The organism is Microbulbifer sp. CAU 1566 (assembly GCF_023156515.1).
In the GTDB taxonomy this organism is placed as follows: domain Bacteria; phylum Pseudomonadota; class Gammaproteobacteria; order Pseudomonadales; family Cellvibrionaceae; genus Microbulbifer.
Genome location: NZ_JALNMG010000003.1, coordinates 1 through 26056, shown reverse-complemented (window position 1 = coordinate 26056; position 26056 = coordinate 1). Strand labels below are relative to the sequence as shown.

24 protein-coding genes are annotated in these 26056 nt (G+C 58.0%); 20 read left to right on the top strand and 4 right to left on the bottom strand.

From position 1 onward, the window contains the following. The first annotated feature begins 101 nt into the window (after positions 1–101). From M0G74_RS08525 to M0G74_RS08475, 11 genes are all read left to right on the top strand, one after another. A complete protein-coding gene (locus tag M0G74_RS08525; protein ID WP_160154966.1) occupies positions 102–1565 on the top strand; it encodes a glyceraldehyde-3-phosphate dehydrogenase in 1464 nt (487 codons plus the stop codon). A gap of 522 nt (positions 1566–2087) precedes the next feature. Beyond that, positions 2088–3428: a Na(+)-translocating NADH-quinone reductase subunit A gene (locus M0G74_RS08520; protein WP_248216206.1), complete on the top strand. Its 1341-nt coding sequence runs from the start codon at positions 2088–2090 to the stop codon at positions 3426–3428. 2 nt (positions 3429–3430) lie between these two features. Then, a complete protein-coding gene (locus tag M0G74_RS08515) occupies positions 3431–4642 on the top strand; it encodes an NADH:ubiquinone reductase (Na(+)-transporting) subunit B (RefSeq protein WP_248216205.1) in 1212 nt (403 codons plus the stop codon). Continuing rightward, positions 4635–5417, top strand: a complete 783-nt coding sequence (locus M0G74_RS08510) for a Na(+)-translocating NADH-quinone reductase subunit C (RefSeq protein WP_248216204.1) — start codon at positions 4635–4637, stop codon at positions 5415–5417. The genes M0G74_RS08515 and M0G74_RS08510 overlap by 8 nt, the downstream gene beginning before the upstream one ends. A gap of 8 nt (positions 5418–5425) precedes the next feature. Then, entirely contained in the window at positions 5426–6094 is a 669-nt protein-coding gene (locus M0G74_RS08505) for an NADH:ubiquinone reductase (Na(+)-transporting) subunit D (protein WP_160154965.1), read from the top strand. Between the two features lie 3 nt (positions 6095–6097). After that, on the top strand, positions 6098–6706 hold the full coding sequence (nqrE, locus tag M0G74_RS08500) for an NADH:ubiquinone reductase (Na(+)-transporting) subunit E (protein ID WP_160153788.1): 609 nt from the start codon (positions 6098–6100) through the stop codon (positions 6704–6706). Positions 6707–6724: 18 nt separating this feature from the next. After that, complete coding sequence (gene nqrF / locus M0G74_RS08495; RefSeq protein ID WP_248216203.1) at positions 6725–7951, top strand: NADH:ubiquinone reductase (Na(+)-transporting) subunit F; 1227 nt, start codon at positions 6725–6727, stop codon at positions 7949–7951. 6 nt (positions 7952–7957) lie between these two features. Continuing rightward, positions 7958–9043, top strand: a complete 1086-nt coding sequence (locus M0G74_RS08490; RefSeq protein ID WP_248216202.1) for an FAD:protein FMN transferase — start codon at positions 7958–7960, stop codon at positions 9041–9043. 2 nt (positions 9044–9045) lie between these two features. After that, positions 9046–9306, top strand: a complete 261-nt coding sequence (nqrM, locus tag M0G74_RS08485) for a (Na+)-NQR maturation NqrM (RefSeq protein ID WP_160153785.1) — start codon at positions 9046–9048, stop codon at positions 9304–9306. 64 nt (positions 9307–9370) lie between these two features. Beyond that, positions 9371–10768 (top strand): Si-specific NAD(P)(+) transhydrogenase, encoded by a 1398-nt coding sequence (sthA, locus tag M0G74_RS08480; RefSeq protein ID WP_248216201.1) that lies wholly within the window; start codon positions 9371–9373, stop codon positions 10766–10768. Further along, on the top strand, positions 10765–11232 hold the full coding sequence (locus M0G74_RS08475) for a thioesterase family protein (protein WP_248216200.1): 468 nt from the start codon (positions 10765–10767) through the stop codon (positions 11230–11232). The genes sthA and M0G74_RS08475 overlap by 4 nt, the downstream gene beginning before the upstream one ends. Before the next feature lie 39 nt (positions 11233–11271). On the opposite strand, the gene M0G74_RS08470 is transcribed toward M0G74_RS08475, so the two are convergent. Together M0G74_RS08470 and M0G74_RS08465 are read right to left on the bottom strand one after the other, a co-directional pair. Next, positions 11272–11958: an alternative oxidase gene (locus M0G74_RS08470; protein WP_248216199.1), complete on the bottom strand. Its 687-nt coding sequence runs from the start codon at positions 11956–11958 to the stop codon at positions 11272–11274. A gap of 181 nt (positions 11959–12139) precedes the next feature. Beyond that, the gene (locus tag M0G74_RS08465) at positions 12140–12442 is read right to left on the bottom strand and encodes a hypothetical protein (RefSeq protein WP_248216198.1); all 303 of its coding nucleotides are present in this window, start codon (positions 12440–12442) and stop codon (positions 12140–12142) included. 236 nt (positions 12443–12678) lie between these two features. Here M0G74_RS08465 and M0G74_RS08460 point away from each other — a divergent pair, with 236 nt between their 5' ends. The 4 genes from M0G74_RS08460 (at position 12679) to M0G74_RS08445 (ending at position 17754) form a co-directional block, all read left to right on the top strand. Next, positions 12679–14310 (top strand): alpha/beta-hydrolase family protein, encoded by a 1632-nt coding sequence (locus M0G74_RS08460; protein ID WP_248216197.1) that lies wholly within the window; start codon positions 12679–12681, stop codon positions 14308–14310. 96 nt (positions 14311–14406) lie between these two features. Then, on the top strand, positions 14407–15648 hold the full coding sequence (locus M0G74_RS08455; RefSeq protein ID WP_248216196.1) for a lipoprotein-releasing ABC transporter permease subunit: 1242 nt from the start codon (positions 14407–14409) through the stop codon (positions 15646–15648). Positions 15649–15712: 64 nt separating this feature from the next. Beyond that, on the top strand, positions 15713–16462 hold the full coding sequence (gene lolD / locus M0G74_RS08450) for a lipoprotein-releasing ABC transporter ATP-binding protein LolD (protein ID WP_248216195.1): 750 nt from the start codon (positions 15713–15715) through the stop codon (positions 16460–16462). 23 nt (positions 16463–16485) lie between these two features. After that, a complete protein-coding gene (locus tag M0G74_RS08445) occupies positions 16486–17754 on the top strand; it encodes a lipoprotein-releasing ABC transporter permease subunit (RefSeq protein WP_248216194.1) in 1269 nt (422 codons plus the stop codon). A 31-nt stretch (positions 17755–17785) separates the two neighbouring features. Here the strand turns inward: M0G74_RS08445 and M0G74_RS08440 are convergent, their stop codons facing one another. Continuing rightward, positions 17786–18322, bottom strand: a complete 537-nt coding sequence (locus M0G74_RS08440; protein WP_248216193.1) for a DUF2062 domain-containing protein — start codon at positions 18320–18322, stop codon at positions 17786–17788. Between the two features lie 462 nt (positions 18323–18784). On the opposite strand from M0G74_RS08440, the gene M0G74_RS08435 reads away from it, so the two are divergent. The 5 genes from M0G74_RS08435 to prpF all read left to right on the top strand — a co-directional run bounded on the left by M0G74_RS08435 (position 18785) and on the right by prpF (position 25658). Continuing rightward, positions 18785–19519, top strand: coding sequence for a GntR family transcriptional regulator (locus M0G74_RS08435; RefSeq protein WP_248216192.1), 735 nt, complete (start codon positions 18785–18787; stop codon positions 19517–19519). Between the two features lie 46 nt (positions 19520–19565). Then, positions 19566–20444: a methylisocitrate lyase gene (gene prpB / locus M0G74_RS08430; RefSeq protein WP_248216191.1), complete on the top strand. Its 879-nt coding sequence runs from the start codon at positions 19566–19568 to the stop codon at positions 20442–20444. Positions 20445–20546: 102 nt separating this feature from the next. Beyond that, positions 20547–21671: a 2-methylcitrate synthase gene (prpC, locus tag M0G74_RS08425; protein WP_248216190.1), complete on the top strand. Its 1125-nt coding sequence runs from the start codon at positions 20547–20549 to the stop codon at positions 21669–21671. Between the two features lie 193 nt (positions 21672–21864). After that, positions 21865–24480: a Fe/S-dependent 2-methylisocitrate dehydratase AcnD gene (gene acnD / locus M0G74_RS08420; protein ID WP_248216189.1), complete on the top strand. Its 2616-nt coding sequence runs from the start codon at positions 21865–21867 to the stop codon at positions 24478–24480. Further along, a complete protein-coding gene (prpF, locus tag M0G74_RS08415; protein WP_248216188.1) occupies positions 24477–25658 on the top strand; it encodes a 2-methylaconitate cis-trans isomerase PrpF in 1182 nt (393 codons plus the stop codon). The genes acnD and prpF overlap by 4 nt, the downstream gene beginning before the upstream one ends. Before the next feature lie 306 nt (positions 25659–25964). Here prpF and M0G74_RS08410 read toward each other — a convergent pair. Then, on the bottom strand, positions 25965–26056 hold a 92-nt coding region (locus M0G74_RS08410; RefSeq protein ID WP_248216187.1), incomplete at its 5' end, for an IS3 family transposase.

Genomic DNA, 26056 nt, shown 5'->3' with positions numbered 1-26056 from the left:
AGGAGGCTGTTTTTCAGCCTTCCCCTATCATTGAAATAGGCAGTGAATTAGCCATTGATTCCGGGGCCGGCAGGATCCTATTTTTCATTTTGCAGAGGTGTCTGACTGTGACTCAGAAGCGACCAAAGCCCGCTGACTTTTTCAAGGATTGGAAGGCGCGTGAAGCGCTGGCGGAATCCATGATTCCAATGATTGGTAAGCTTAACCGGGAAAGTAACGTCGGCATTTATATGTACGGCCAGAACCTGGTCAACCGCTCCGTACTCAGCATCATGAAGGCGCACCGCTTTGTACGTCAGGTCGAAGAGAACGAGCTGTCTGAGTTTGAGACCTTTCCGGTCCTCGAAGCCATCTGTAAGCTGGAGCTGGGCCCGGTCCACATTGACCTGGGAACCCTGACCAACAAATACATGCGCGACCAGCGCGGCCTGAGCATTGAAGACTTCGTGCGCGAAGAGCTGTCCGATGCCTCTGGCGCTGGCAAGCCGCTGCCGGAATCCCAGGATGTCGTGATCTACGGTTTCGGCCGTATCGGCCGTCTTGTAGCGCGCCTGCTGATCGAAAAAGCGGGCAGTGGCGACGTGCTGCGCCTGCGCGCTATCGTACTGCGCAAGGGCAGTGCGGCGAACGACCTGGTCAAGCGCGCCTCTCTGCTGCGCCGCGACTCCGTACACGGCGCCTTCAATGGCACCATCCGTGTGGACGAAGAGACCAATACACTGATCTGCAACGGCAATGAAGTGAAAGTCATCTACGCCAACTCCCCGCAGGAAGTGGATTACACCCAGTATGGCATCAACAATGCCCTGATCGTTGACAGTACCGGCGTATGGCGCGATGAAGAGGGCCTGGCCCAGCACCTGGAGAGCAAGGGCGCTGCCAAGGTGCTGCTGACCGCTCCGGGTAAAGGCGACCTGAAGAACATCGTTTACGGCATCAACAACGGCGATATCACGGCGGACGACAAGATCCTGTCTGCGGCCTCCTGTACCACCAACGCCATCGTGCCGGTTCTGAAGGCGATGATGGACAAATACGGTGTGCAGCACGGTCACGTGGAAACTGTCCATGCCTACACCAACGACCAGAACCTGATCGACAACTACCACAAGGGTGAGCGTCGCGGTCGTTCCGCAGCCCTGAACATGGTGCTGACCGAGACCGGTGCTGCCAAGGCGGTATCCAAGGCGCTGCCGGAACTGAAGGGTAAGCTCACCGGTAATGCCATTCGCGTACCAACGCCGAACGTATCCATGGCGATCCTGAACCTGCGTTTGGGCAAGGAGACCACCAAGGATGAGCTGAATGACTATATGCGCGATGTGGCACTGCACTCGCCGCTGCGTCAGCAAATTGACTTTACCAATTCTCCGGAAGTGGTATCCAGCGACTTCGTCGGCTCCCGCCGTGCCTGCGTGTTTGACTCCATCGCCACCATCGTCGATGGCGACAATGCCGTCCTCTACTGCTGGTACGACAACGAATTCGGCTACAGCTGTCAGGTGGTTCGCTGCCTGGAAGACATGGCCGGTGTACGTTACGAGCTGTTCCCGAAGAAGGACTGAGTTCTTCAGGACTGAGTAATGATGGGGGAGGGCGGTCAATCCGCCCTCCTTGCCGTTTGGGACCTCCGTACCGAAAATTGGTCGGGCAGTGGTCTAAGGCGCCAGGCTGGCGTCGATTTCGAAGGACTGGCGCGTTTGTGCCGGAAGCACCATCTCCAACTAAAGTTGTTGTTTTTTCAGCAAAATTTTCCCTCCGTTTGGCCCTTTTGGCCCCATTCGCTCTGGTAAAGCCTCTATCCCCTACTTATAATGCGCGCGATTTTGCGGGGCTGCCGTGTGCCGGGAAATTTATGCGCAATGACTGCGACTTGCCAGGGCAATAGCAGATCGGTTGCGGCCCGAGCGGTGAGCAACTTCTCCATTCCAGTGGTGCCTCCCGGTAGTGGCTACTCTTTATGTGTCCACTCCCAGGCTGACCACGGCCTAAGCCCCCGCGACGGGTTCTTCATTTTTTAGTGTTTTTTAACCTAGAAATTTTTAAACCTCTTAAACCTATCAACATTAGAACTTAGGCACAGGCGTATGAGAAAGATCCGTCGGGGATTGGATTTACCCATATCCGGCGCGCCCGAGCAGGTCATCCATGATGGCCCTGCAGCCAAGACTGTTGCGGTGATTGGTCCCGATTACAACGGGATGAAGCCCACCATGGCAGTTGCGGAAGGGGATAGCGTCAAACTCGGACAATTGCTGTTCACCGATAAGAAAACCGAAGGTGTTCGCTACACCGCGCCGGCCGCAGGTCGCGTGGTTGCCATCAATCGTGGCGCCCGTCGGGTGCTGCAGTCGGTGGTCATTGAAGTGGACGGTGATGAAGCAGAGCAGTTCGCCAGCTATAGCGCTGACCAACTGTCCAGCCTCACTTCGGAGCAGGTGCGTGTAAACCTGGTGGAGTCCGGCCTCTGGACCGCACTGCGCACCCGCCCGTACAGCAAGGTGCCGGCCCTGACCGCGCAGCCTTCTGCACTCTTCATTAACGCAATGGACACCAATCCGCTGGCCGCTGATCCTGCTGTGATCATTGCCGAGCAGCGCGATGCCTTTGCCCAGGGTGTTGAGGTTCTCTCCAAACTGGCAGAGAAGACCTTCGTATGTACCGCGCCTGACGCCGATATCCCGGTACCCAGCGCTGCCAGCGTACAGCGCGAAGCCTTCGCCGGCCCGCACCCCGCTGGTCTTTCCGGTACCCATATCCACTTCCTGCACCCGGTCAAGCCCGGTCGTCAGGTCTGGACAATCGGTTACCAGGACGTGATTGCCGTAGGCAAACTGTTCGAGACCGGCAAGCTGTTCACCGACCGTGTGGTTGCCCTGGGTGGCCCGCAAGTGACCAAGCCGCGTCTGCTGCGTACCCGCCTGGGTGCCGACCTGACAGCGCTGACTGCTGGCGAGACTGCGGGTGATGACAACCGTCTGGTTTCCGGCTCTGTATTCGGTGGTCGCACCGCTGCAGGTCCGCTGGCGTACCTCGGTCGTTACCACAACCAGGTGACTGTTCTGCAGGAGGGCCGTGAGCGCCCGATGCTGCATTACTTCACGCCGGGTGCGAATCGCTTCTCGATTCTGCCGATCTATGTATCCCGCTTCCTGAAAAGCAAGCTGTTCAACTTCACCACCAGCACCAATGGCTCCGAGCGCGCACTGATGCCGATCGGTACCTACGAGCGTGTGGTGCCCCTGAATGTCCTGCCAACCCAGCTGCTGCGCGCACTGATTGTTGGCGATACCCAGGTAGCTCAACAGCTGGGCGCACTGGAGCTGGACGAAGAAGATCTGGCACTGTGCACCTTCGTGTGCCCGGGCAAGTACGACTTCGGCCCCATTTTGCGGGACAACCTGACCCGTATTGAGAAGGAGGGTTAAGGATGTTGCGTAAATTACTCGACAACATAGAACCGCACTTCCACAAAGGCGGTAAATACGAAAAATGGTACGCACTGTACGAAGCGATCGACACTGGTCTCTTCCAGCCTGCGGACCGCACCAAGACCACCGCACATGTGCGCGACGGTATCGACCTGAAGCGCATCATGATCACCGTGTGGGCTTGCGCCATGATCCCTATGTTCTACGGCATGTGGAACGTCGGTTTTCAGGCGAACACCATCATTGATGGTATGAGCAACCCTGAGCTGACCGGCTGGCGCCACGCCATCATCGGTGCACTCACCGGTTACGATGCCAACAGCCTGTGGGACAACCTTGTCTACGGCGCCATGTACTTCCTGCCGATCTACGCCGTGACCTTTATCGTCGGCGGTATCTGGGAAGTCCTGTTCGCGGCGATTCGCGGCCACGAAGTGAACGAAGGTTTCTTCGTGACTTCTATCCTGTTTGCCCTGACCTGTCCGCCGGATCTGCCGCTGTGGATGGTGGCACTGGGTATCAGCTTTGGTGTGGTGATCGGTAAGGAAGTCTTCGGTGGTACCGGCAAAAACTTCCTGAACCCGGCACTGACCGGCCGTGCCTTCCTGTTCTTTGCCTACCCGGCTGCCATGTCTGGTGACCTGGTGTGGACTGCCGTTGACGGTTATACCGGCGCTACCGCGCTGTCCGTGATGGCCAGCGAAGGTATCCAGAACGGTATTGTCGGCGTACCTAGCGGTCAATTGACCTGGATGGATGCTTTCCTCGGCAACATGCACGGTTCCATTGGTGAAACCTCCACCCTGGCGATGCTGATTGCCGGTGTGATCCTGATTGGCATGAAGATCGCCAGCTGGCGCATCGTTGCCGGTACTCTGCTGGGCATGATGGCCACCGCCACGCTGTTCAACATGATTGGCTCTGAAACCAACTCCATGTTCGGTGTGCCCTGGTACTGGCACCTGGTTGTGGGCGGCTTCGCCTTTGGTCTGATTTTCATGACCACCGACCCGGTATCCGCTGCCATGACCGACGCAGGTCGCTGGTGGTACGGCATTCTCATTGGCGTAATGTGCGTTTTGATCCGCGTTGTGAACCCGGCCTTCCCGGAAGGCATGATGCTGGCGATCCTGTTCGCCAACCTGTTCGCGCCGCTGTTTGACCACTTCGTGGTGCAGTCCCATATCAAACGGAGGTTGGCACGTGGCTAATAAAGATTCAGTAAAAGGTACTCTGATCGTTGCTCTGGTGCTGTGTATCGTCTGTTCCGTTGTGGTTTCCACTGCGGCAGTCATGCTCAAGCCCCGGCAAGAAGCGAACGCCGCACTGGACCGTAAGCGCAATGTACTGATGGCCGGTGGTCTGATCGATGCCGATCAGAAAAATGCCAAGGTCATTGAAGACACGTTTGAATCCGTGACTACCAAGTACGTAGATCTGCGTACTGGTAAGTTCACCGACGAAGCACCGGCAGGTGGCAGCGGTCGCGCAGCGGCCAAAGTCTCCGATGCCAGTGAAAGACTGTCTGCGGACCAGGACACGGCCAACATTATTCGTCGGGAAAATACCAAAGAGGTATACCTGGTGGAGAAAAATGGTGAGCTGCAGCGCGTTATCTTGCCTGTTCGTGGTGCTGGACTCTGGGGCCAAATGTACGGCTTCCTGGCGCTGGAAAATGATCTCAAAACCGTTGCCGGCCTTGGCTTTTACGAGCACAAGGAAACTCCCGGACTGGGCGGTGAAGTAGACAACCCTCGCTGGAAATCCCTGTGGGAAGGCAAGCAGGTCTTTAACGCCGATGGTTCTGTGGACATCAGCGTAATCAAAGGCAGTGTCGACCCGAGCAGTGCGAATGCCGCGCATCAGGTTGATGGCCTGTCTGGTGCTACCTTGACCAGCCGCGGTGTCAACAACCTGATCAACTTCTGGCTGGGAAGTGAGGGCTTCGGTCCCTTCCTGAAAAACCTGAAAGCAGGGGAGGCATAAGCATGAGCATGAAATTAAAAGACACTCTGCTGGAGCCGATTTTTAACAATAACCCCATCGCGTTGCAGATTCTTGGTATCTGTTCCGCGCTGGCGGTAACCAGCTCTCTGGCGGTAACGCTGGTGATGTGCGTCGCGTTGACCACAGTAACCGCGTTTTCAAACTTGTCGGTTTCCTTGATCCGCAAGCAGATTCCCAACAGCATCCGGATCATCGTGCAGATGACCGTGATTGCTTCGCTGGTAATCGTGGTGGACCAGATCCTCAAGGCTTATGCCTTTGACATCTCCAAGCAGCTCTCCGTATTCGTTGGTCTGATTATTACCAACTGTATCGTGATGGGCCGCGCTGAAGCCTTTGCCATGAAGCACGGTCCCAAGGACAGTTTCTTCGATGGTATCGGTAACGGTCTTGGTTACAGTGTCATCCTGATCGGTCTCGCCGTTGTGCGTGAACTCTTCGGTGCTGGCAAGCTGTTTGGTATCGAGCTCCTGTCTACCGTGAATAACGGTGGCTGGTACGTACCGAACGGTATGCTGCTGCTGCCGCCGAGCGCATTCTTCCTGATCGGCCTGTTCATCTGGGCAATCCGTACCTGGAAGCCTGCACAGGTGGAAGAACAAGAGTTCAAGATTGCGCCGAACTCCAAAGTTCTGCCGGCGCAACAGGAGGCCTGATAGATGGAACATTTTATTTCTCTGATCATCCGCGCGGTTTTCGTTGAAAACATGGCGCTGGCCTTCTTCCTCGGGATGTGTACCTTCCTCGCGGTATCCAAGAAGGTTGAAGCGGCGGTTGGTCTCGGCGTTGCGGTGGTTGTGGTACTGACCATCACCGTGCCCGTGAACAACCTGATTTACACCTACCTGCTGAAAGACGGCGCACTGGCCTGGGCCGGTTACCCGGATGTGGACCTGAGCTTCCTCGGCCTGCTGTCTTACATCGGCGTAATTGCCGCTCTGGTACAGATCCTGGAAATGTTCCTGGATAAATACGTACCGGCGCTCTACAACGCCCTGGGAGTATTCCTGCCGCTGATTACCGTGAACTGCGCCATCATGGGTGCCTCTCTGTTCATGGTGGAGCGCGAATACAATTTTGGTGAATCTGTTGCTTACGGCTTCGGCGCCGGCCTCGGCTGGGCACTGGCGATTACCGCTCTGGCGGGTATTCGCGAGCGCATGAAGTACAGTGACGTGCCTGAAGGCCTGAAAGGCCTGGGTATCACCTTCATTACCGTTGGTCTCATGTCGCTGGGCTTCATGTCCTTCGGCGGCATCGATATCTAAGCGGGGAGGTCGAATAATATGGAATTAACGGATATTTATTTTGGCGTAGGCATGTTCACCGTGATCGTGCTGGCGCTGGTGGCCATCATTCTGGTTGCCCGCTCTCGCCTGGTGAACACCGGTGACGTCAACATCCTGGTTAACGGTGAGAAAACCCTCACCGTGCCGGCGGGTGGCAAACTGTTGCAAACCCTGGCAGCCAACAACCTGTTCCTGGCATCTGCCTGTGGTGGCGGCGGTAGCTGCGCCCAGTGCGTGTGTAAAGTGACCGAGGGCGGTGGCGACATGCTGCCGACCGAAGCGGCCCACTTTACCCCGCGTGAAGCAAAAGCCGGCAAGCGCCTGTCCTGTCAGGTTGCAGTGAAGCAGGATATGAAGATCGAAGTGCCTGAAGAGGTGTTTGGTGTGAAGCAGTGGGAATGCACTGTGGAGTCCAACCCGAACGTGGCCACCTTCATTAAAGAGCTGACCCTGAAGCTGCCAGAAGGCGAAAACGTAGACTTCCGCGCTGGCGGTTACGTACAGCTGGAAGCGCCCCCCCACCACGTGAAGTTCTCCGATTTCGAAATCGAGAAAGAGTACCGTGGCGACTGGGAGCACTTCGGCTTCTTCAAGCTGGAGTCCAAGGTGACCGAGCCGGTAGTACGCGCCTATTCCATGGCCAACTACCCGGAAGAGAAGGGCGTTGTTAAGTTCAACATCCGTATCGCCACGCCGCCGCCGCGCTCCGAAGGTATTCCGCCGGGCCAGATGTCTTCCTACGTCTTCAACCTGAAGCCGGGCGACAGAATGCGTGTGTACGGTCCCTTCGGTGAGTTCTTCGCCAAGGACACCGACAACGAAATGGTCTTCATCGGTGGTGGTGCCGGTATGGCGCCGATGCGTTCGCACATCTTCGACCAGTTGAAGCGCCTGAACTCCAAGCGCAAGATCAGCTTCTGGTACGGTGCACGCTCCCTGCGTGAGATGTTCTACGAGGACGATTACAACGGCCTGCAGGACGAGTTCGACAACTTCAAGTGGCACATCGCCCTGTCGGATCCGCAGCCGGAAGACAACTGGACCGGTTACACCGGCTTCATCCACAATGTGGTGTACGAAAACTACCTGAAGGACCACCCGGCGCCGGAAGACTGTGAGTACTACATGTGTGGGCCGCCCATGATGAACGCGGCGGTGATCAACATGCTGAAGGACCTGGGCGTTGAGGATGACAACATCCTGCTCGACGACTTCGGCGGCTGATCGCGCATGATTGGACGTATCAATACATCCACAGAAACAGGGCCGCTGCATTCGGCCCTGTTTTTGTTTGTGCGCAGTGGGTTTCTTTTCCGTTGGCTGGCTTTGGCAGCCTTGCTGTTTGCAGTGGCGGCCTGTTCACCGCAAAAGCAGAGCTGGAAGCTCAGCGGCCCGACCATGGGTACCGCCTACCACCTTACGGTGGTGGATGTGCCTGAAGGGATGAAAAAGGCAGAATTGCAGTCGGCGGTGGATGCCGAATTGGCCGCGGTGAACCAGGAGATGTCCACCTACATCCCGGACTCTGAGCTGATGCGCTTTAATGCCACAGCACCGGGTGAGTCGGTAGAAATATCTCCACACCTCGCTGAGGTTATCGCTCAGTCTTTGAAAATCTACCAGGATAGCGATGGTGCCTTCGATGTCACCGTCGGCCCGCTGGTGAATCTGTGGGGCTTTGGTCCGGACCCCGAGCCGGAGGCCATCCCTGCAGATCAGCAGATTTCAGCCATTCTGGCTCAAATTGGTTCCGATGCGCTGGTGCTCAACGACCGCCAGTTGCGCAAAACGCGGCCGGTCAAAGTCGATCTCTCAGCCATTGCCAAAGGGCACGGTGTCGACCGCGTGGCTGACCTCCTGGAATCCAGGGGCATCACCAATTACCTGGTGGAAGTCGGCGGTGAACTGCGAACCGCTGGAGTTAATCCCCAGGGGATTGCCTGGCGAGTGGGTATCGAGCGCCCGAGCGCGGAGCAGGTAGTGCAGAAGCCGATACAGGTGAGCGGTAAAGGTATTGCCACCTCTGGCGACTACCGCAACTACTACGAGCGGGATGGCAAGCGTTATGCTCATACCATCGACCCGCGGACCGGGCGTCCGGTCGAGCACCGGCTCGCGTCGGTCACCGTGGTGGCGGACACCTGTGCCGAGGCCGATGGTTACGCTACAGCACTCAATGTGATGGGCGCCGATGCGGCGTTAAAATTGGCAGAGCAGGTCAATCTGGCGGTGTTTTTGCTGGTAAAAACCGATTCCGGGTTTGAGGAGCGTGTTAGCAGCGCTTTCAAGCCCTACCTTGAAAGTCAGGGGAGGTAACCGTGACTATTTATATTCTTGCATTCATTACTCTGGTTCTCATTGTGACCGGTATGGCGCTGGGTGCCATTGTTCAGAACAAGCCACTCAAGGGTTCCTGTGGTGGCCTGAACAATATCGGCATGAAGCGCGATTGCGATATCTGTGGTGGTGACGACGAAGAATGTGAAAAGGAACAGCAGCGGCAGGCGGCAAAAGCGGCAGCTGTTTCCGCGTCGGATCTTGCCTACGATGCAACCAGCAAGCCGAACAAAAAATCCTGATGGATGGCGCACTCTGACCAGGTGCGCCCAATAAATTCTTTATAAAAGCAAAGACAGAAAATCAATGGCAGTTTCCAAGTACGATCTGGTAATTATTGGCTCGGGCCCGGCGGGTGAAGCGGCGGCAATGAGCGCATCCAAGAAAGGTCTGCGTGTCGCGGTAATTGAGCGCAGCAATTCGGTGGGCGGTAACTGTACCCACAAAGGCACCATCCCCTCGAAGGCGTTGCGTCACTCGGTAAAACAGTTGATGCGCTACAACACTCAGAGTGTTTTTCGCGCACTTGGCGAACCGCGCCGCCTTACTTTTCCCCAGGTCATGGAAACGGTCAACAAGGTCATTTCCTATCAGGTGGAAATGCATACCAGTTTTTATGCGCGCAATCGGGTTGAGTTGATTGTTGGTGAGGCCCGATTCCAGGATGCCAACAGTGTTGTGGTACAGCTGGTGGATGGCGCCAAGGAAATTGTCACCGCTGATAAAATTATCGTCGCGACCGGCTCGCGCCCTTATCGCCCGGCGGATGTGGATTTCAATCACCCGCGGGTCTACGACAGCGATACCATTCTGGACATGGCGCACACGCCGCAGGCCATCATCATCTACGGCGCCGGCGTAATCGGTTGTGAATACGCCTCTATTTTTGCCGCACTTGGCATGAAGGTGGATCTGATTAACAGCCGTAATCATCTGCTGGAATTTCTCGATGACGAGATCTCCGATGCGCTCAGCTACCACCTGCGTGATATGGGCGTTACTGTGCGTCACCGCGAGGAGTACGCGAAAGTGATCGGTACCGATCGCGGCGTCACCATGGAGATGCAATCCGGCAAACGCATTTCTGCCGATGCGCTGCTCTGGTGTAACGGCCGTTCCGGCAACACCGGTTCCCTGGGGCTGGAGAATGTCGGTCTTGAGGCGAACCATCGCGGGCAGTTAGCGGTAGATGAGCACTACTGCACTTCGGTTGAAAATATTTACGCGGTGGGTGATGTGATCGGTTGGCCGAGCCTGGCGAGTGCCTCCTACGACCAGGGCAGGGCAGTGGCTGCGGCCGTTGTTGGGCGCGGCCACCGCGTAATCGAAGATGCGCCGACCGGGATCTACACCCTTCCGGAAATTTCATCCGTTGGTCAGACGGAAACCGAGTTGACCAATGCCAAAGTGCCTTACGAAGTTGGACGCGCGCTGTTCAAGCACACCGCACGCGCACAGATTTCCGGCGAGCGCGTGGGCATGCTCAAGATCCTGTTCCACATTGAAACGCGGGAAATCCTGGGTATTCACTGCTTTGGGGCCGAGGCTGCGGAAATCGTGCATATCGGCCAGGCCATCATGAAGCAGCCGGCACCGAACAACAGTATCGATTTCTTTGTAAATACCACCTTTAACTATCCCACCATGGCGGAAGCCTATCGCAGTGCGGCGCTGGACGGACTCAACCGGGTGACGCGGCTGTGACAGAGCCATCCTATAGCGAGTTTTTCCAGCTGATCGAGGGCGTCTTTGAAGAGGTGCCCTTTGTCCGCGAGATCGGCCTCAAGCTGCACGAGGTGGATTTTGAAGCGCAGACGCTGTCGGCGACCTTCTTGCGCAAGCCGCAATTGATCGGCAACCATTACCACAACATTCTGCACGGTGGTGTGATAGCCACGGCGTTGGATCAGGTGGGCGGTTTTACCGCAATGGTGGCGGCCTACCAGCGTATGGGCGGTGCCATCGACTGGGAAGAAAAAATCCAGCGGCTCATGCGTTTGGGCACGGTGGATATGCGGGTTGATTATCTAAAGCCTGGCCGGGGTGAGCACTTCGTGTGTAGCGGATCTATTCTGCGAGTTGGCAACAAACTGGTGGTCACTCGAATGGAACTGCACAATGATAGCGGTGAGCTGATCTCCACCGGTACCGCAACGTTTCTCTACTGAACGAATGGCAATTGGCTGCCTGTCATTTTCTGGAGACAGTCAAAAATGCTTACCGGCCCGGATCAGGTCGGCATACTCGTGGTTGGTGTCGCGGTGCATTACCTCGTCCGCGCGGATGATTTCCACCACATCGCGTAACTTCGCGTCTTCCGACAGCCCCCAGTAGTCAATCGCCACCTGAGGGGCTGGCACATTTTCTTCGTGGCCACTGTCGATACGCTCCAGATACAGCGTATAGCTGACCACCGCTTCCTCCTCAAAATATCCCACCAGCCGGTGTGCGGTTTTATCGGAAATCAGATACAGCAGGAAGAATGCGTTGTAAAAAACGGCCTGCACGATCACCACAATGAGCCGCTCATACCAGGTCGGGTTGATGATTTCCATGAACGTCATCAGGTGCATGCGTTCATTTTCCGCCTCATCCAGTAGCGTAAAAATCCAGCCGTCGTCATCGCAGAGCCGGCGCAGGCATTTCAGGTGCTGTAGGGTGCCGCCCACCATGCCAGGAACCGCTGCAACCGTTTCCAGGACGATAGCGCGGTTGCCATACCGTTTGGCGAAGAAAGTGTCGGCAATAAAGCGCAGGATGTTGACCATTGCGAGCGCAAAACGGTCCGAGGCACCACTGGGCGGAAGCCGCTTATCCAGCTGCAGGCTTTCTGGCGCGAGACATTCGTAGGCCTCGCGATTCGGGGTTATTCGCGTACGCTCGGTTTTGCTCATCTTTGCCGCTTGGTCTTGTGAAGAATTCACTGTCAGCGGGGAGGCGGGAACACAGCAGGGTTGCCTCGACCCAAGATGAGTCTAGCAGGCGACAGAGTAACCACATTGTCGCCTGCAGATTAGGACAGGAAGAGGGCGGGGTGAAACTTCGAAAGGAGGAGTAACACCGGTAGGCGCAGGTTTATCCCTGATGCTTTTTAACGGTATGCAGCACCCGGTCGAATTCGAAATAAACGTAAAAGTCGGCGTATTCCCAGCGGGTGATCGCGGGCTCGCCAACCGGGCCCTGGATGTTCAGGGGTTCACCCAGTTCCGAGGTAACTTGCTCCTGCTTCTTACCGCGCAGGTGGCTGGCCTCGGCAGCAATACCCTGGCTGCCAACGGGAACTTCCACGGTTTCTGCCTGAATGGTAGAGCTGATAAAAAACGCAGCGCTCAGCAGCGCGGCCAGGGAGGATTTTGCGAGGAGGCGGGTTGAGAACATTCGGGCTCTCCAGTTTGATTATTGGCGTTATCGAGCATTAAAGCAGATATTGTGCCGAAACATGCGGCATTCTTCACGTTTTTCTCCCCGTCTATTTTACCGACACCTGCCGCGCCTCGAGGGCCCAAGCGCACAGGTGGCGGGCGCCGCGGCGCTGTTGTTCCTTGTGCTAGGCTGAAACTCGTACTCGACTCTTCATTTTGACCCTTCGTATACGACCCACCGGACAGTCACGGATGCGGCTTGCACACTACTTTTCTTCGGCAGGATTGCTGGTTGGCACCATCTTCTTTGCTATTTCCCTTACGCCTTCGCTGATTCCCCGCGAGGGTGTCGTGCAGGGCGTGATTTCCGGATTTTCGCTCGCGGCGGGTTATGCGGTGGGTGTGTTCATCGCCTGGTTGTGGGGCTTTCTGGAAATTCCCAGTGTGGGGGCCAGGACCCAAAGGTGGTTGCGCTGGGTCGCTATTATCTTCTCGGGACTGCTGGCGCTGGGCTTTCTGCTGCAGGCGACAAAATGGCAGAACTCGGTGCGGTCATTGATGGAGCTGGAGGAAGTGTCCGGTGTCCGGCCGCTGACCATCGCGGTGGTGGCGGGGCTGGTATTCCTGTTGTGCCAGGGAATTGGCAAGCTGTTCCGGCGCCTGTTCCATTTCCTTTCTCGCAAGCTTGAGCGTCGGATTCCTCAGCGAATCGCCCTGTTTGCGGGTTTTGTCGGCGCTATTGCCCTGTTCTGGGCGATTGTCAGCGAAGTTGTTCTTACCTCTGCCCTGCGTACTGTCGACGGTATCTACCAGCGGCTGGACGCCAAGATAGTTCCGGAGATGAAAACTCCCAGCGATCCCATGGCCCCCGGGAGCTCTGCGTCACTGTTACGCTGGCAGGACATGGGGCATCAGGGGCGGCGGTATCTGGCACTGCGGCCGATGGCCAAAGATATTGCCGAGGTTACAGGCACCGCCAAAGATCCCATCCGGGTCTATGTGGGATTGAATGCAGGAGATACCCCGGAGAAGCGGGCGCAGCTGGCACTGGACGAGCTGAAACGGGTAGGAGGGTTCGATCGCCCCTACCTGATCCTGATAACCCCAACCGGCACCGGCTGGGTGGACCCCGGCGCAATCAATGCCATTGAGTACTTGCTCGGCGGCGATGTCGCCAGCGTTGCCGGTCAATACTCCTACTTGCCCAGCCCCATCGCGCTGATGACCGAGGACGCCTACGGCCGGGAAACGGCCCAGGCACTGTTTCAGTCCATTTACGGATACTGGAGCAGCATGCCGAAAAGTGCGCGCCCGCGGCTGTACCTGTTCGGTTTGAGCCTGGGGGCGCTCAACTCTGATCGCTCCTTCGACTTTTACGACATCATCGACGACCCCTTCGACGGGGCGCTGTGGGCCGGGCCGCCGTTTCGCAGCGATACCTGGCGCCAGGTGACTGCTGAGCGGGATAAGGGCTCGCCTGCCTGGTTGCCGCAGTTCCGTGGCGGCGCCGTGGTGCGCTTTGGTAACCACTTCGGCGGTTACCAGAAAGGCAAAGCGAAGTGGGGCAACTTCCGCCTGGCGTACCTGCAGCACGGCAGCGACCCGATCGTCTTCTTCGACCCCGGCGCGGCCTATCGCAAACCGGCCTGGATGGAAAAGCCCCGGGCGCGGGATGTATCACCGGATCTGCAGTGGTACCCCATAGTGACCATGTTGCAGCTCGGGATGGATATGCACGCGGGAATCGCGCCCATGGGGTATGGGCACAGTTACGCCCCGGCGGACTATGTGCACGCCTGGCACCAGCTGGTGGCACCGGCGGGGTGGGATGAGGAAAAGCTGACGCTTCTCAACAAAAAATTGCTGAAATGGAATCCCCGCTGAATTTGCCGGTCGAAGCTGCAATGGTGTTCCCATTCTGATCCGGAAATGGGCCTAAATACTTGGATTTCTTGGCGTTTTTCCGCTTAAATCAACGGCATGATAAAACCAGTTCCTCTCTATATCGGCCTGCGTTACGTGGCCGCTCGCCGCCGGCAGCAGTTCATTTCTTTTATCAACGGTTTCTCGTTGCTGGGAATGGCGCTCGGGGTGTTTGCACTGATCGTGGTGACTTCGGTGATGAACGGCTTCGACCGTGAACTGAAAACCCGAATCCTGTCGGTAGTGCCACACGGCTTTGTGGAAGAGCAGGGCGGACTCGAAGACTGGTCCAGCGCCGCAGACCGACTGAAGCAGCAGCCCCATGTCATCGCCGCCAGCCCCTTCGTGCGCGGTTTTGCCCTGCTGGGTGCCAATAACCAATCCCAGGGCGTGGAGTTTCAGGGGGTGGACCCCGTCGCGCTGCGGGAAGTTTCCGCCGTTGGCGAACACATGCTGATGGGCACTTTGGATGCGCTGGAGTCCCGCAGCTACAAAATCGTTCTGGGGCGTATTCTCGCCCGTCAGCTGGGTGTGATTCCCGGCGATAGCGTCATTCTCACCCTGCCGGAAGTCACGATCACACCCGCAGGCATTTTCCCGCGAACCAAACGCTTCACCGTCGCCGGCGTTTTCTCTGTTGGTGCCCAGGTGGATCAGAACATGGCCCTGATGCACCTGGACGATGCCGCGCGCCTGTTGCGCATGCCGGGCAAGGTTCAGGGCCTGCAGCTGAAATTCGACGACATGAACAACGCGTTGGGGCGTGTCGAAGGATACGCTGCGTCACTGGGCGAGGGGTTTAGCGGTGAAGACTGGAGCCACTCCCAGGGCAGCCTGTTCCAGGCGGTGAAGATGGAAAAAACCGTGGTCACCCTGATGCTGATGATCATTGTGGCCGTGGCGGCATTCAATATCGTATCTGCTCTGGTGTTGATGGTGGCGGACAAGCGCTCGGATATTGCGGTGTTGCGCACCCTGGGGCTGACATCCCGCCAGATCATGGCGGTGTTTATCGTGCAGGGCAGTGCCATCGGCATCATCGGTGCGATTATCGGCGCGACACTGGGCACCCTGATTGCCCTCAACCTGACCGATCTGGTTTCCTGGATCGAAAACCTGGTGGGCGCGCAGATTTTTGACCCCCGTGTTTTCTTTGTCAGCTTCCTGCCCTCGGAATTTCGTACAGCCGACGCCGTCCTGGTGTTGAGTGCGGCGGTGATCATGAGCCTGCTGGCGACACTGTTCCCCGCATGGCGTGCGGCGCAGATTGAGCCAGCAGAAGCCCTGCGCTACGAATAGCGCCCAAACTCGAGCGATGAAAATGGTGGCGCAGCGCGTTGCTCCCATCAACCGGACAAAATAGATGAATAGCAAAGTGGAAATCCACCCAGAAGAATCTCGCCCCCAGGGCGCCGTTGATGCAGTGCTAGCTTGCCATCAACTGACGAAAACCTATCGCCAGGGCAACAATCAGCTGGATGTACTACGCGGTGTCGAACTGCAGGTGCCGAAAGGGGAGCGCCTCGCCATTGTCGGTGCCTCGGGCTCCGGTAAATCCACCTTGTTGAACTTGCTCGGTGGCCTGGATACCCCCACCTCTGGTGAAGTCTGGGTGGGCGGACAAAACCTCGCCAGCCTGAATGCCAATGAGCGCGGCTGGCTGCGTAACAGCAGCCTCGGTTTTGTGTATCAGTTTCACCACCTGTTGAATGAATTCACCGCGCTGGAAAATGTGGCGATGCCACTGCTGATCGGCAAGCGCTCCGTGTCAGAGGCGCGCGCGGCGGCCACCGAAATGCTGGAAGCGGTTGGCCTGGGGCAACGCCTCGACCACAAACCGGCACAGCTTTCCGGCGGTGAGCGCCAGCGCGTTGCCATCGCACGGGCACTGGTGGCGCGTCCCGCCTGTGTGTTGATGGACGAGCCCACCGGTAACCTCGACCGCTCGACCGCCCACGAAATCCACAAACTGATGGACCGACTCAATCAAGAGACCGGAATCAGTTTTGTCATCGTCACCCATGATCCGGAACTCGCCGGCGCACTGGATCGCTGCCTGCATCTGGTGGATGGCGAGCTGATTGAAGGTTGGCAGCAGGGCGACGGTGTTTAAGCGAAGAATGATTAAGGCGAAAAATGTTTAAGCCATTACCCGCATTTGTCGGTCTGCGTTACGCCGGTGCCCAGCGCAGCGGTGAAGACTCCGCCGGCCTGGTGTCGTTTATTTCCGGCCTGTCCATGATCGGTTTGATTCTCGGCGTGGCGCTGATGATCGTGGTGATGTCGGTGATGAACGGCTTCGACCGCGAATTGCGCGAGCGCATTCTCGGCATCATGCCGCACGCCACTGTGTACAACGCGAGTCCGGATATCGACTGGACCTCCGTGCGCGATCAGGTGGCGGCTACCGAAGGCGTAACCTCTGCTGCCGAGGTGTGGCAGGTCAACGGTCTCGCCCGCAACGGCCGGGAAGTAACGCCGTTACTGGTACAGGGCGTGAACCCGGAAACCATCGTCAATGTATCGACCATCGGCGATTTCCTGCAGCCTGGCAGCTTTGCCGCACTCACCAGCGATCCGGCAGAGCCGGGCATCATTCTCGGTCGCGGCATTGCCGACAAACTGGAGATTGCCGTTGGTGAACAGCTGTCAGTGATTGTGCCCCAGAGCGGGAGCAGCGAGTCCGGTGGTCGCGCCGCCGCGCAACTGGCGGGCTTCAAGGTGGTGGATATTTTCCATTCCGGCACCGCGCTGGATCACTCCCTGGCAATCGTGGACTGGTCGCAGGCCAAGGCCCTCGCTGGCGGTGCAGGTGGCGCCGGGGTGCAGATGCGAGTGGACAATATGCTGCGCTCCTTTGCGGTGTTCCAGCACCTGTTGAGGCAGCTTCCGGTTGAGGGCTTTTACGGCAACGACTGGACCGGCACCCACGGCAACCTGTATCAGGCGATTCAGATGTCGCGCAATCTGGTCAGCCTGCTGGTGTTCCTGATCATCGCCATCGCCGCGTTCAACGTGGTTTCCACCCTGGTAATGGTGGTCATCGACAAGCATGGCGATATCGCCATTCTGCGCACCATGGGTGCCAGCACCCGGGAAATACTGCTGACGTTTGTCAGCCAGGGCGCGCTGGTCGGTCTTGTGGGTGTGCTGATTGGCGGGCTGCTCGGGGTGATTGGTTCGCTGCTGGTCACGGACCTGGTATCCGGCCTGGAATCCCTCTTTGGTATCCAGTTCTTGAAATCAGATGTCTATCCGGTGGACTACCTGCCGTCAGAATTGCAGTGGAGTGATGTGGCGCTGGTGGTGGGGGCGGGATTCCTGCTGAGCCTGATCGCAACCCTGTATCCCGCCTTCCAGGCGAGCCGGGTACAACCGGCAGCGGCCCTGCGCCAGGATTACTGACCGGGATCGCTAACCAGGATTTGTAAGTGAATTAACTGTCCTGGCTGAGCTGCGCCTTGCGCTGTGCCAGCCGGGACTTCCAACGCTTTACCACCTGCCAGCGCCAGATTGCCTGCATCGCGAAATAGGCCACGGTCGCAAAGAAAATGCCGCAAATCAGCGACCCGGAAAACAGCGGTAGCCAGATTCTCCCCACTTCTTCCGTCAGCCATTCCAGCGACAACTCAATTTTGAACTGCAGAGGCGGGGTGCCCAACAGCCAGGCGCCCAGCTTGTAGGTGCTGTAGAAAATCGCCGGCATGGTCACCGGATTGCTAATCCACACCAGTGCCATAGAAAGCGGCAGGTTGCAGCGGAACCACAGTGCGAGCAGCGCGGCGATCAGCATCTGGCCGGGTAGTGGCAGGAAGCTGGTGAAAATGCCCACGGCAAAGGCCACAGAGACCGAGTGGCGATTCAGGTGGAAGAGGTTGGGGTCGTGCAGCAGGGTGCCGAGAAACTTCAGCCCATTGTTGGCGCGTACCTGTTCGGGAGTTGGCAGCCAGCGCCTGATAATACTTTTAGGCATGATGTATATCTGCTCGATACTCTCGACTGGGTGTTCCGGAATCTGACATTAGCCCCTTAAGCATCCTCTAAGAATAGAGTGGCAGGGCGTTATTGTGACGAACTATCGAAGGTCGTACCAGTCAGTGCGGGCGCTATTATGCCCATATCACTTTTTCAAGACTACTATTCTTGCGGACGTCATTTCGGGCTTGTCCCCAATTGACCGCCGTTTGCCCGGATCCGCCCGGCTGCTGCGCCCCGTCCGCTGTCATGATTTACCTCACCGGCGATGTCCACCCCTCCAATCCCATCCCAGTCAGCGCCCAATAGTCGCGTGACCTCCCAGTCAGTCGCAAAATGCCAATGTGTTGACAGAAAATGCGGTTGACGCAAGAAAAGTGGCTATTTAAGCTCTGCAACTCTATAAAGTGTCGACAATCTGAAGTCGGCAACGATATTGGCGCTCACGGAGCTGAAATAGATGGAAGGGCAGGTCACCAAATCCCAGGAGTCCAGTAGCGGGCTGGATACGGCCGTCGCTGCAACAGGCAAGACCGAATCCCGGTCGCAGAGCCTGGCGGATCGCCTGTTCCTGACATTGCGCAGTGAAATCGTCGAGGGCCGTATTGCCGCCGGCAGCAAGATCAGCGAGCCGGAACTGGCGCGCCGCTTCGATGCCAGCCGCGGCAGCCTGCGCGAAGCCCTGATGCGCTTGGAGTCCCTCAGCCTTATTGAGCGCAAAGTAAATGTCGGTGCGCGGGTAGTGGAACTGACCGAGCGCGGCCTGCTGGAAATTTACGACGTGCGCGAGGCGTTAGAGGGCATGGCCTGCCGCCTGGCGGCAGAAAACCGCACCGAGGAAGACCTGGTGGAACTGCGCCACATGCTCCATCGCCACGAGCAGCAGGAAGAACTGCAGAAGGGCACTGCCTACTTCCAGCCGGAAGGGGACTTCGACTTCCACTTCCGCATTGTGCAGGCCTCCAATAACGACCTGCTGATCGACACCCTGTGTAACAAACTCTATTTCCGCGTGCGCATGTACCGCTATCAGCTCGGCATGGCCAGCCCGCGCGCGCACCGCGCCTTCCGCGAACACAGCCACATCATTGAAGCCATCGAAGCCGGCGACGGTGAACTGGCAGAAATTCTGATGCGCCGCCACATCCGCGCGTCGCGCAGCAATATCGAAAAGAAACTTTCCAGAACCGATTAACGAAAATCGATTAAGCCAAAACTGATTAAGAGAAAAGGGCAAGTCTATGAGCAGACCAGAATCCGCCGGCGCACGCTTTCGCCAGGCCCTGAAAGACAACCAGCCGCTGCAGGTAGTCGGCACCATCAACGCCTACACCGCGATCATGGCCGAGCGCATCGGCCACCAGGCCATTTACCTGTCCGGTGCCGGCGTCGCCAATGCCTCCTACGGTCTGCCGGACCTGGGCATGACTAGCCTGGACAACGTGCTGGAAGACGTGCGCCGTATTACCGATGCCTCTAGCCTGCCACTGCTGGTGGATATCGACACCGGCTGGGGTGGCGCTTTCAATATTGCCCGCACCATTAAGGAAATGATCCGCGCCGGCGCCGCCGCAGTACATATCGAAGACCAGGTAGCGCAGAAGCGCTGCGGCCACCGCCCGAACAAAGAGATCGTTTCCAAAGAGGAAATGGTCGACCGTATCAAGGCGGCCGTTGATGCCCGTACCGATGACGACTTTTTCATCATGGCGCGCACCGATTCCTTCGCACAGGAAGGTCTCGAAGCTGCCATCGACCGCGCCCAGGCGTGTATCGAAGCTGGCGCCGACGGCATCTTCGCCGAAGCCGTGACCGAACTGGAACACTACCGCGCGTTCAAAGATGCGTTGAATGTACCGATCCTGGCGAACATCACCGAGTTCGGAAAAACCAAGCTGTACAACAAAGCTGAGCTGGGCGAGTCCGGCGCCGACATGGTGCTGTACCCGCTGTCCGCCTTCCGCGCCATGAACAAAGCTGCGGAAAATGTTTACAGCAGCATCCTGAAGCAGGGCGACCAGCAAGCGGTGGTCGACACCATGCAGACCCGCGCAGAACTGTACGACTACCTGAACTACCACGAGTTTGAAGACAAGCTCGACGCGCTGTTTAAGAAGTAAAGGTTCAAGAAGTAAGAGCTTAAAAAGTAATTTGTACCCAGCGTCATCCCGGCATACGCCGGTATGACGAAGTAAAAACTTAAATCGATAGGGGAAATAGAGATGGCAGAGAAAAAAGTTGGCGGAGCAGGCCTGCGTGGCCAGGTAGCTGGTAAAACCGCACTTTCCACCGTAGGCGTATCCGGCTCCGGCCTGACCTACTGCGGCTACGACGTAAAAGACCTGGCAGAAAACTGCGAGTTTGAAGAAGTCGCCTACCTGATTTTCAACGGCGAACTGCCCACCACCGCCCAGCTGGCAGACTACAAAGGCGTCCTCAAAACCATGCGCGGCCTGCCTGTGGCGCTGCGCGAAGTACTGGAGCGCATCCCCGCCGACGCACACCCTATGGATGTAATGCGCACCGGCTGCTCCATGCTGGGCAACCTGGAAGGCGAAGAGTCTTTCGCCGAGCAACAGGATCGCGCCAACCGCCTGCTGGCCGCATTCCCGTCCATCATCTGCTACTGGTACCGCTTCACCCACGACGGCGTGCGCATCGAAACTGAAACCGATGACGACTCCATCGGCGGCCACTTCCTGCACATGCTGCGCGGCGAAAAGCCGAACGACCTGCACGCACAGGTAATGAACGTCTCCCTGATCCTGTACGCAGAGCACGAGTTCAACGCCTCCACCTTCACCGCGCGCGTTTGTGCCTCCACCCTGTCTGACCTGTTCAGCTGCATCACCGGCGCCATCGGCTCCCTGCGCGGCCCGCTGCACGGCGGCGCCAACGAAGCCGCGATGGAACTGATCGAAAAGTTCTCCTCTGCCGACGAAGCAGAAAAAGAACTGATGGGCATGCTCGAGCGCAAAGAAAAAATCATGGGCTTCGGCCACGCGGTCTACACCGAATCCGATCCGCGCAACGCCATCATCAAGCAGTGGTCCGAAAAACTGGCTGCAGACGTGGGCGACGACGTGCTGTACCCGGTATCCGTACGCTGCGAAGAAGTGATGTGGCGCGAGAAGAAGCTGTTTTGTAACGCCGACTTCTTCCACGCCTCCGCGTACCACTTCATGGGCATCCCCACCAAACTGTTTACGCCGATCTTCGTCATGTCTCGCGTAACCGGCTGGGCCGCCCACGTATTCGAACAGCGCGCCGACAACCGCATCATCCGCCCAAGCGCGGAATACACCGGCCCGGAACTGCGCAAAGTAACCCCGATCGCTGAGCGTTAAGGTTCTTCAAAAGGAACCGCTCAAATCGAAGCGAAGGTGACGGTACCGGGTCGGGTTTTGCTGGACTGTCTGCGAGAGGGATCTCGCAGCCAAGCCCCCATGGATGGGTTTACGGCGTGTCCAGCAAAACCCGACCCGGTGCCGGCACCGCCACCAAACGCCCCGACAGAATGACCCGACTGGGTGACCCCAAATGAACACCGAATTTAGAAAAAAACTCCGCGGCACAGACTTAGATTATTTCGACACAAGAGAAGCAGTCGAAAACATCCAGCCGGGTAGCTATGAAAAACTGCCGTATACCTCCCGTATCCTGGCAGAAAACCTCGTGCGCCGCTGTGAGCCAGAAAAACTCACCGACGCCCTCAAGCAGATCATCGAACGCAAGCGCGACCTCGACTTTCCCTGGTTCCCCGCGCGCGTCGTCTGCCACGATATTCTCGGCCAGACCGCACTCGTGGACCTCGCCGGCCTGCGCGACGCCATCGCCGAAAAGGGCGGTGACCCCGCCAAAGTAAATCCCGTCGTGCCCACCCAGCTGATCGTCGACCACTCCCTGGCCGTCGAGCACCCCGGTTTTGAAAAAGACGCGTTCGAAAAGAACCGCGCAGTGGAAGAACGCCGCAACGAAGACCGCTTCCACTTCATCAACTGGACCAAAACCGCGTTTGAAAACGTCGACGTCATCCCGCCCGGCAACGGCATCATGCACCAGATCAACCTGGAGAAAATGTCTCCGGTGGTGCAGGTGAAAAATGGTGTTGCCTTCCCGGATACCTGCGTCGGTACCGACAGCCACACCCCGATGGTCGATGCGCTCGGCGTAATCTCCGTGGGTGTGGGCGGCCTTGAGGCCGAGAGCGTTATGCTCGGCCGTGCCTCCTACATGCGCCTGCCCGACATCGTCGGCGTCGAGCTGACCGGTAAACTGCAGCCCGGCATCACCGGTACCGATATGGTGCTGGCATTGACTGAGTTCCTGCGCCGCGAGCGCGTGGTCGGTGCGTATCTCGAATTCTTCGGCGAAGGCGCGGCCAGCCTGAGCCTGGGCGACCGCGCCACCATCGCCAACATGACGCCCGAATACGGCGCCACCGCCGGCATGTTCGCCATCGACGAGCAGACCATCGAATACCTGAAACTCACCGGCCGCGACGACGAGCAGGTAGCCCTGGTCGAAAAGTTCGCGAAAGAAACTGGCCTGTGGGCAGACTCTTTGAAAGATGCCGAATACGAGCGCGTACTCAAGTTCGACCTCTCAACAGTCGGCCGCAACCTGGCCGGCCCGTCCAACCCGCACGCACTGCTGCCGGTATCCGAACTGGCCAACCGTGGTATTGCCCAGGGAGATTGGAAAGAGGAGTGGAAGGAAGAAGAGGGCCTGATGCCCGACGGTGCGGTGATCATCGCCGCGATCACCAGCTGCACCAACACCAGCAATCCGCGCAACATGATTGCCGCGGGCCTGATCGCGCGCAACGCCAACAAGCTCGGCCTGACCCGCAAGCCCTGGGTGAAAACCTCCCTGGCACCCGGTTCCAAAACCGTAAAAATGTACCTGGAAGAAGCCAACCTGTTGTCGGAACTGCAGCAACAGGGCTTCGACGTGGTCGCCTTTGCCTGCACCACCTGTAACGGTATGAGCGGCGCGCTGGATCCGAAAATTCAGAAAGAAGTCATCGACCGCGACCTGTATGCCACCGCCGTACTGTCCGGCAACCGCAACTTCGACGGCCGAATTCACCCGTATGCCAAGCAGGCGTTCCTGGCTTCGCCGCCGCTTGTGGTGGCCTACGCCATTGCCGGCACCATCCGCTTCGATATCGAAAAAGATGTACTGGGCCACGACAAAGACGGCAACCCGGTAACCCTGAAAGATATCTGGCCAAGCGACGAAGAGATCGACGCGATCGTCAAACAGAGCGTAAAGCCCGAGCAGTTCCGCGAGGTCTACATCCCGATGTTTGACCTGAACAAGGCCGAAGCAGAGAAGGGCGAGCCGCTGTACCACTGGCGCCCGCAGAGCACCTACATCCGCCGCCCGCCGTACTGGGAAGGCGCACTGGCAGGTGAGCGCAGCCTCAAAGGCATGCGCCCGCTGGCCGTACTGGGTGACAACATCACCACCGACCACCTGTCGCCGTCCAACGCGATCCTCGCCAGCAGTGCCGCCGGTGAATACCTGGCGAAAATGGGCCTGCCGGAAGAGGACTTCAACTCGTACGCCACCCACCGCGGCGATCACCTCACCGCCCAGCGCGCCACCTTCGCCAACCCGAAACTGTTGAACGAAATGGTGCGCGACGACAGTGGCGCAGTGAAGCAGGGCTCCCTCGCACGCATCGAGCCGGAAGGCAAGGTCACCCGCATGTGGGAAGCCATCGAAACCTACATGGAGCGCAAGCAGCCGCTGATCATTATCGCCGGCGCCGACTACGGCCAGGGTTCCTCCCGCGACTGGGCCGCCAAAGGCGTGCGCCTCGCCGGTGTGGAAGCGATTGTGGCCGAAGGCTTCGAGCGCATTCACCGCACCAACCTGATCGGCATGGGCGTACTGCCGCTGGAATTCCAGCCCGGCACCACCCGCGAAACCCTGGGGCTGGACGGAACCGAAACCTTCGACGTACTCGGCGACCGCACCCCGGGCGCAACCCTGACCCTGCTGATTCACCGCAAAAACGGTGAGACCGTAGAAGTGCCGGTGAAATGCCGCCTGGATACCGCAGAAGAAGTCTCCATCTACGACGCCGGCGGTGTACTGCAGCGCTTCGCCAACGACTTCCTTGAAGCCGAGGGTGCCGCGCAATGACCGCTTTTGCTCCTCAAATCAAAGTGCCCGCCACCTATATGCGTGGCGGTACCAGCAAGGGCGTGTTCTTCCGTCTGCAGGACCTCCCGGAATCCGCACAGGTTCCGGGCGCCGCGCGCGACAACCTGCTGCTGCGGGTGATCGGCAGCCCCGATCCTTACGGCAAGCAGACCGACGGCATGGGTGGAGCCACCTCCAGCACCAGCAAAACCGTCATCCTGTCGAAGAGCGAGCAGCCGGAGCACGACGTGGACTACCTGTTCGGCCAGGTCTCCATCGACAAGCCGTTTGTGGACTGGTCCGGCAACTGCGGCAACCTCACCGCCGCCGTCGGCGCCTTCGCCATCAACAGCGGTTTTGTCGACGCAGCGCGCGTTCCAGAGAACGGTATCTGCACCGTGCGCATCTGGCAGGCCAACATCAAGAAAACCATCATCGCCCACGTACCCATCACCAATGGGGAAGTGCAGGAGACCGGTGATTTCGAGCTGGACGGCGTCACCTTCCCGGCGGCGGAAGTACAGATCGAATTCATGGACCCGGCGGATGGAGAAGGGGCCATGTTCCCCACCGGCAACCTGGTGGACGACCTGGAAGTGCCGGGTGTTGGTACATTAAAGGCCACCATGATCAACGCCGGCATCCCGACCATCTTCGTCAACGCCGCGGATATCGGTTACACCGGCACCGAACTGCAGGAAGCCATCAACGGTGACGACAAGGCCCTCGCCATGTTCGAGACTATTCGTGCTTATGGTGCGAAGGCCATGGGCCTGATCGACAAGGTGGAAGAAGCAGCCGCTCGCCAGCATACCCCCAAGGTCGCGTTTGTCGCGGAGCCGAAAGGTTACGCGGCCTCCAGTGGCAAGCAAGTGGCCGCGGATGAAATCGACCTGCTGGTGCGCGCCCTGTCCATGGGCAAACTCCACCACGCCATGATGGGCACCGCCGCCGTGGCCATCGGCACCGCTGCTGCCATTCCCGGCACCCTGGTCAATCTGGCCGCGGGGGGAGGGGAGCGCAGCGTGGTGAACTTCGGCCATCCGTCCGGCACCTTGCGGGTTGGCGCGGAAGCGGAAATTGCCAACGGGCTGTGGACGGCTACTAAGGCCATTATGAGCCGCAGTGCGCGGGTTTTGATGGAGGGTGTGGTCAGGGTGCCCGGTGATTCCTTTTAGCCCGCCTTGCAGTGTAACTCACAACTAGCGGTAGCTATTGTTTAAGCTGAATCCGGAACTCGAAAAAGCGAGCCTCGATTGAGGCTCGCTTTTTTGTGTCTGCCTTCGCCTGTTTGATATTTAATCAGGCATTTAGCTTGTCTACATCAAATAGAGATCTAATTGAGGTCAAATTCTTTGAAGGGAAGTTTAGTCGTTGACATAAACAGGGGTTCAAATAACATCGAGAGCAGATATACCTAAATAAAAGGAAGCTTTGTCAAGCAATGTCAGATTGGTCTTACCCACGATAAGTAGACACCCTAACTACGCGCATTTGCGCTCAAATTCCGCTGGGCTGAGATGCCCAATAGCGGAGTGCCTACGTACTCGGTTATAGAACACTTCGATGTACTCAA